The organism is Yersinia sp. 1252 StPb PI (assembly GCF_048593885.1).
Taxonomy (GTDB): Bacteria; Pseudomonadota; Gammaproteobacteria; order Enterobacterales; family Enterobacteriaceae; genus Yersinia; species Yersinia enterocolitica_E.
This window is the reverse complement of record NZ_JAZGQE010000199.1, coordinates 1-7,927: the sequence shown is the minus strand read 5'-3', so window position 1 is coordinate 7,927 and position 7,927 is coordinate 1. Positions and strand designations below refer to the sequence as shown.

Genomic DNA, 7,927 nt, shown 5'->3' with positions numbered 1-7,927 from the left:
CTAATAAGCTATTACTAATGCCAGTACTGAGAGAAATATCACTATTACTACAATATGCTCTTTCTGATCTTAACTGTTGTTCTGATCTATACTCCCTGCTAGAAAGATATTCAATTTTTGGCAATACTTAGCTGAGTGGTTACAAAAGCATCCTACATGTGAAATGTGAAATGTGAAATGTGAAATGTGAAATGTGAAATGTGAAATGTGAAATTATCGATAGGTACTGTATTGTCCTAATGATTAGTACATTAGATATATATTTACTGGTCCAGATCTTTCCTTGTGTGATTAATGAACAACACAGAATTTCATTACTTTTATTGCCATAATGCTAGCAATATAGCCATGTGGCTATAAGAGACCACAACCTCACTCACCCACCCTATTCCCCACCCCCTCATCTTTAATATCTACCTGAGTACCAATAAATTTATTCCCTTCCAGCACATTGTTATTGGCGTAATCAGCAAAGTACTTACCAGAATTATCTTTGGGGTTATCACCACAATCAAAACCAGAGAGATCTCTGCTTTGGCGGGAAGCTAGCCAAATGCCGACCTGCTCGTGGGTAAAAGTGTTATTGCGGATAATATTGTTGTCGCTGTGTTGCCAGCGGATAACCGATTTTCCACTACTGTAATGCTCGCCGCAGTTCTTATACAAAAACACGCCACCCGCACCATTGCCTTCAAATAGATTTCCCTCGATCAGATTATTGGCAGATGAATCCACCGCTAATCCTTCTCGCTTGCCCCGTCCAAAACTCTCGTGACCATTATTCACTATACGGTTATTAATAATCCGGTTGTAACGTGATGAGTGTTCCAGATATATTCCCGACATATAAGACTGCTGAACAGTAGAATTACTGAGTGTGGAGTCTGTCACGTAGTCATCAAAATAGATGCCCACTCGCCCACTGCCGGTCACTACCACCGCGTCGATAAGAATAGCCGTCGGCGTTCGGTGATAATTAATCTGGTGATCGGTGCTAAGTTGATTAGCCGGAATATTAGAGGTAATGCGGATACCACTGCGACTAAAGTTGCGGATATGGCAATTTTTGATGCTGATATTTTTCAGTGGGCTGCCTTTGCTATTGACCATTATGCCAAAGGGCAGATGATTATCCCCTTCCAGCGTAGCCCCTTGACAGTCGAGATGAGTATTACTGTGCGATATCAGTAGGGATTGACGATAAATACAGTGCGGCTGCAAACTGATATTACCTTGTAACTCGGTAGCATCAGGCAAATAGCATGGCAGTTGAGCAGCTTGTGAAGATAAAGTGAATGAGATGGCTAAGGTTAATATTAACCCGAGGCGACAACGCAACAACAATCGGGAAATGGTTACAGCAGTGTTATCTGTATTATTTATCGGCATTAGCAATAATCATTTCTCCGCCCCATCCTGAAAAGTATCCCCAAAACTCACTAAACCGGGATCCGGTAATATTCGTCTTTATATTCGGTCTTTACCATAGGTATCAGTTCAAGCTGATTATCACCATAATAAACCGCGTTAATCTGGGTGTTTCTCAGTATATACAACCGGAATTTTTTGAATAACTTCATATCGGGCTTGAAATCAGACTGCCAAAACTGATTAAGGTGTCCCTGAAACGTTAACCCTTTCATGTCATACAGGGCGTTTCCCATCACGATCAACGGTTTATTATGGATCAGTGCTGATAACCCGGCAGTGCTATTAATCGTGATCACCGCCTTGGCGTGAGTCAGTAATTCCGGCATTGGCAAGTCATGCACATATTTGATGCGCTCACTGATGTTGTACTGCTTACCCAGTTTACGGATTAATGGCCCGTACAGGCGATGCCCCCGGTCCATAGGGTGATGTTTGATAACTAACCACTGGTCGCTACAAGCTTTTTTTGAGAATGAATACATCACGTCATTGATGTAATCACGCACGTCATTGTACGGGCTGTGGTTGCGAATCTGGCTATCATTGTAGACCTGTAAAACCACCAGATGGTAGCGCTGGTCAAGCTCGCCTTGTAGTTGGTTCAATACTTTTCGTTGCAAGAATCGATACCATTGTTTACGCGCGGCAGCACGTATCCAGCAACGTGCTTCGTACCACGGCGAGAAGGATTTATGGTGACGATATTGCGGGAATTGATGGCGGTAAAACCAGCCAGCCAGATAATAACCTATACAGCGGCGCACCCGCAGACTAAAGCACGATGTCAGTTTTTTGGCGACCGGAGCTTTAATTTCTGGCAACTTACGGTAAAAATCAGGATTACGTGGCAAGGCGGAAAACGCATTCACCCCGCCCTCTTCGAGGGTAATAAAATGCGGGCGAAGATATCCCTCCTCAAACGCCAGAAAACGCACCCCTTTGGTTTGCGCCCAGAGCCTGGCAACTTGGTGTAGCGGGCGGCAATCACCAAAACACAAAATAGTGTCGAAGTGGTAATCTTGCCAGGTATCTTTCAACCAGGTGGGGAACTCTTTCGGCGTCTGCCTGAACACCAAATAGTCACGCTTACGGCAATAAAACTTGTCACCGCCGTTGAATACCACGTTCACCGCTTCGCACCCCTGAGATTCAAGCCACTCAGCGGTATCACTGAAATAAGGTCCCATCGGGCCTTGTAACAGTAGGTACTTCTTCCCAGCAAGAAGTGTTGTCAGTGCACGGCAATCTGTAAGCATAAACACGTCACCATTATTATTTAACAGACTGATTTATAAATTCATTGTCACTTTAGTTAACATGAGCAGTTTTCTATAATTACGCATAATCCTGCCCGATTTTTTTTTGCTAAATTGCATTTCAGCACGTGGCTGAGCCGCCAAAATGTCTAACGCCCGTTCTGCGGTTATTGCTTCGCGCCGGAGGGGGTCAACATAGGTCGGATAAGCGATCAACGCCTGATATACCAAGTCATCGAGCTTCAATGTGCGGTACCGGCGCGGTGAACGATGTTCATCCTGTGTCAGCCCCCAGCCGGCATAAAAGGGTATGCCGTAGCAAAATACCTGCTTCCCATGCAGCAGCGCTTCAAAACCGGAAAGCGACGTCAAGGTATGCAACTCATCCGCCGCCTGAATGCACTGGATGATGTCGGCATCCTGCGCCTGAGTGTTAGCCCAACGCGCAATATCAGCCGCAGGAATATGCCCTTGCCGATTGCCAACCAACACGTCCGGGTGCGGCTTATAAATAATGAAAGCGTCCGGGTTACGCTGGCGCACCGTTTTCAGCAGTTCACTATTGGTACGAATACTGATAGTTCCGGTCAAAATGGATGCATCATCCTCCACTTGACCTGACACCAGCAGAATACGTTTGCCACTGGCTTGCGGCGGCACACTGAATGGCGCACCAATGTTGTATTTACTGATTTTGTCACTGACCAATCGCTGGCGAAGCTTTACGGCCCGCCCTCGCTGTAGGTCGGTTAACTGGCTGCTGTTGAGTAACGACTCAAGATCACTTGGCCGGGTGGCATCGTAGTAAATACCGCTTTTATCCAACACCAGCGACAGCGGCGGATGCAAGTCAGAACCCAGCCCCGATGAACGTATAAACCCATCCTCCATACGCCATACCGGTACTTTTTGCGACTGAGCCTTTGCTTGCCAGCGCTGTTCGCCTTTATTGCCCCACACCACACAGGCTGTATTCGATGTTTTACCTTCTCTGAAAGAGACGTTGTTCAGTGTGGTCTTTAAAAAAAGTAAAAAAATGCTTCGTTTCCAAAGTGTTAACCCTGGTGCCCATAACTGACCCTGGCGTTGTAGTTGATGGTTTTTTTGCATCAACAGGCCGTCTAACACAGCAAATAATGTCGCCGGCTGGCCACTACAGGGATCGATATACCGGCTGTAGCGCAAATAGGCGGCGCTGAATAAATCCAACAAACTGGCCTGCCCACGTCGTGCCGATAACCCATCAGCTTGCGGGTGGCGATCGTCAGTCAATCCCCAACCGGCATACCAGGGTTGACCAAATACAGTGACGGATTTACCCGCCAGCAGTGCTTCAAAACCATATTGCGAGGTCACCACATACACACGACTGACCTGGCGCAATAACGACTGCGGGCTGACATTTTCTGCCAGCAACTTAATGCGTGGGTTTTTTGGTATTGCTCTGAAGTAGCCGGCTTTCTTGCCCTGTAAAACATCGGGATGAATTTTCAGCCAAACCTCAGCCTGTGGATTTTCATTCAGCGCGGCATCCAACATTGCCTCAAAGTCTGCCGCATCGGCATTGCCGTATTTAACCGCCATGTCACCAAAAGTCTGGTCCACGACCAATACCGCGTCACCCTGCGCAGGCGCGCCGCTGAATGCCGGAGCCAGGTTATATTTCGACAGGTCAGCATCAACAATCAACTGCATTGCCTCATGCGCATCAGCATAAAGTGGCTGGTTGCCGGCCCGGTCAAGAATCAGCCTTTCCAGCGAGCTTGGCCGGCTGGCGTCGTAATAGATACCCTGAGTATCCACTACCATCGACAGTGGCGGGCAACCTGACACACCCAACCCCAACGAGCGGATAAAACCGTCTTCAAGACGAACAACAGGCAAGCTGGAAGCTCGCGCCAACGCAACCGCTTTATCACCACTTGGACGATGGCCCCACACCGCCACCGCACTTATCTGCGGTGGAATTGAGCGCAACGATGAAAGCTTGCAGCAGGGTTCAGCCAGAAAGTTTTCCAGATGCTCGATACGATAAATCCCTGCCGAAAAGATGCCTATCATCAGAGTGTTAGCACCACTTTAGCTGCAACTGCCAACTGGTAAAGAATGGTCGAAATTCCCCGCGTCACTTCAATGTTCTTCGATTCAAACTTCGGTAATACCATCAGTTCGTCACCCGGTTGTAGCGTTTTGACGTCTTCAGCATTCAGTGCTTCACCATTCTGTTTAATCAGAATGACTTTGGTGTTACTGGCTTTTTGTGTGTAACCGCCAACCTTGGTAATGTAATCATCCGGGCTAAGACCTTTCTGCCAACTCACCGCATTCGGGAACATCACTTCGCCATGGATCATGACCAGCGAGGTCTTTTCAGGGATCTTAATCATGTCACCGTCTTCCAGAATCACCTGATCAAGATTACTTTCGTTGAGCACCACCTCACCCTTAGGTACCACGTTGCGGGCTTTGGTAACAAAGCGACTGATAAGCTGCGCTTCTTGCATTCGCAGACGGGCCTCTTCTGAAGTGGAAGACTGTGCTGATAAAGAGGCTTCTTCGAGTTTTTGCAGTGACAGGTCAAGCATCTCTTTCTGACGCAGCGCGACCGAGCGGCGATACAGTTGGATCGAGTCCATTTGCGACATGCTATTAGGGCGGATTTTTGCCAGAACCTGACGCATAGTCGCACCATAAGGCAGTACCATGGCATGCTCGCCGGAATGTGCCCCTTCGATCCGAACCTGAATGGTTCCTGAGTAGCGATCAGTGCTGATAATCAGCTTATCGCCATCTTGTAATGAACGCCCCGGTGCAGAGCTAAGTGGATAGTATTCACTGCGCTTAATCGTACCCTGCTGGCGGATAATGGTCATATGTGTGGCCCCTGGTTTAGGGCGCGCCCAACTCAGCGCTTCACTCACTGGAATCGTGCTGTTGCGGAATTCAAAGTCATAGCTGTTGAACACTTCGCCTTCGACACTGAAAGTGTGCTGGCGTGGGCCGACTACGATGGTATCGCCGTCAGCAAACTGTGATAGCCCCAAATTGCCGTTGAGGAGAAAGTCGTACAAATTAACCTGTGAGCGCACGCGGTTACCACGTTTGATGCTGATATCCACATAGCTGCCTCTCTGAGTATCGACACCACCGGCTTTACTGAGATAGGAGAGTAACGAGTCAGATGCCACCCCGCCGTACAATCCGGGGTTATTAACGTAACCGGTGACAAACACTTTGACCGGCTGGGCCTGTAATAAAGAGGCGTAGACATTCACATTCGACTGATAGACCTGTTTGACTTTGGCAGTCACCACACTGTTGATCTGGCTATTCGGGATGCCAACTACTTTCAGCGGGCCAACGTTTGGCAAGAAGATATTGCCTTTCGGGTCCACACTCAGCGCACCTTCAAAGTTAAATGCGCCCCATAACCGTACCTGAATCTGATCCCCCAAACTCACTACGTAGTTTGGATTGAAACCGATACTGGAACCACTATCTGCCGCCGAGACCGAGGTAAAGAGTTGCGCGCCAAACATCCGGCTCATCACCACCGGGATCACCGGAGGGGGGGTATCGTCAAACTGGCTATCGCTATAAGGTCTCTGGCTTTGACCTGAAATAATCGACGGTAACGGTGCGGCCCCGGTCATATTTGGATCGGCATTCAGATCAACGGCCTGAGCGGGTGTTGCCTGTATGGCAATAATCAGAAGAACAGATTTCAATAATTTCATAGCATGCTCTGAGTTACTGCCTGCGGTGTCATTCCGACAAGCTAGAAATAGCGTTAAAACGGCGTCAATCTTTATGATCGTCAACCACCGCCAGCAATAATTTGACAGTACCAAAAAGTAAGCAACATACCAGTAACCAACTGATAAGCAGATACAAACTGTTGGGGAACTTTGACTCCTGCGGTAGCTGAGGAGAGCTGATCACTGACAACATTTTCAGTTTTCTTGCCGCATCAACACGGGTTTTTTCAATCGATGTCAGGGTCAATTTGTAGATATCAGTATCGAACTGTACCTTGGCTTTAATCTCTTCAAAATCTACCGCCATACGGTTCAATTTGTGACCATCGGGCGCAGTAATTTTGCTTTTTTCATTATCAATCTGGCTGGAGAGCGACTTGAGTGCGTTCTTCGCACTGATGACCTGAGGTGCATCTTCACGGAGAAAAGTCAGTAGGTTACGCAATTCCGCTTCCATCTGAATACGTTGGCTAACCAAGGTATTAATCAACGTAGTGGCAGCCAAAGCCTGAGCTTCAGGGTCAAGAATATTATTGCTGTTCTGGTAAGTGAGTAGTTCGGTTTTGCTGCTGTTCAAACGAACGCGTGCTTCCTGCATTTCGTTTTCGGCAAACAGCAACTGCTCGCGGGCAATGCGGTGTGAGATCTCATTGATAAATCTTTCGGATTCTTTCAAAACAGCCTGATTGAACCGTTGAGCAAATTCAGGCGAGAATCCTTGAGTACCAATGGTGAGCAAACCGGTTTTGTCATCGTAAGAAACGGAGATACGGTTACGGTAATAATTAAGGAATTGCTCGCGAGTGGCACTATCTGACAAATGATAGAAAAAATCCCAACCGCTATGGCCGAATGCCTGACGAAAATCGAGCTGTTTATCCAAGACCGCCAACATATCAGGAGAATTAATATATTCCTTCAGATATAAGGCATCTTCCGCAGAACTAGGGTTGCCAGCACCCATCAGCAAAGCGACATTCAGATTACTGCCATTGATATCGTTGGAATGTTTGATGGCGACTTTAGATTCACTGAGATAGCGTGATTGGCTAAAAATTAACAAGTAGAGAATCAGCAGCAACATCGGTATCAGAATCATAACCTTACCTAAATGGCGCTGTAGCTTAGACAGAGTTAAGTGTGACATGCGCACGCGCTTCAACATATCACCTGGCCAAGCCGACTTTATTTTTTCAATAAACATGGGTTTCATCATTTGTTATTTGCGCGGGCATTTCCCCATCACGTCTAATGCAATCATCAACAGAAAATTCGAGTAATAAAATGATCATTACCCAGCTCAGGTAAATTAAATTCGTCGATCGTCCGTATCATGTTCAATCAACACATGTCGCAACATACGACTAGCCCAGAGGAATAAGCCCACATTGGGCTAAAATACAGACGTTTTGCCAGCAAAACTCTAAATGAAGGGGTAAATCAATAAAAATTGCGGCTACAACACTGTTGATAATTATAATT

5 protein-coding genes are annotated in these 7,927 nt (G+C 47.0%); all 5 read right to left on the bottom strand.

What is annotated here, in order from left to right:
• Positions 1–372 precede the first annotated feature (372 nt).
• The 5 genes from V2A85_RS20245 to V2A85_RS20225 all read right to left on the bottom strand — a co-directional run bounded on the left by V2A85_RS20245 (position 373) and on the right by V2A85_RS20225 (position 7,661).
• Positions 373–1,389 carry a right-handed parallel beta-helix repeat-containing protein gene (locus tag V2A85_RS20245; protein ID WP_420072198.1) on the bottom strand — a complete coding sequence of 339 codons (1,017 nt, stop codon included), beginning with the start codon at positions 1,387–1,389 and terminating at the stop codon, positions 373–375.
• A 50-nt stretch (positions 1,390–1,439) separates the two neighbouring features.
• The gene (locus V2A85_RS20240) at positions 1,440–2,687 is read right to left on the bottom strand and encodes a capsule biosynthesis protein (protein ID WP_420072197.1); all 1,248 of its coding nucleotides are present in this window, start codon (positions 2,685–2,687) and stop codon (positions 1,440–1,442) included.
• Between the two features lie 33 nt (positions 2,688–2,720).
• Positions 2,721–4,748: a capsular polysaccharide biosynthesis protein gene (locus tag V2A85_RS20235; protein WP_420072196.1), complete on the bottom strand. Its 2,028-nt coding sequence runs from the start codon at positions 4,746–4,748 to the stop codon at positions 2,721–2,723.
• The gene (locus V2A85_RS20230; protein ID WP_372559590.1) at positions 4,748–6,424 is read right to left on the bottom strand and encodes a polysaccharide biosynthesis/export family protein; all 1,677 of its coding nucleotides are present in this window, start codon (positions 6,422–6,424) and stop codon (positions 4,748–4,750) included. The genes V2A85_RS20235 and V2A85_RS20230 overlap by 1 nt, the downstream gene beginning before the upstream one ends.
• 64 nt (positions 6,425–6,488) lie before the next feature.
• Positions 6,489–7,661 carry a capsule biosynthesis protein gene (locus V2A85_RS20225; RefSeq protein ID WP_372559591.1) on the bottom strand — a complete coding sequence of 391 codons (1,173 nt, stop codon included), beginning with the start codon at positions 7,659–7,661 and terminating at the stop codon, positions 6,489–6,491.
• Positions 7,662–7,927: the final 266 nt, after the last annotated feature.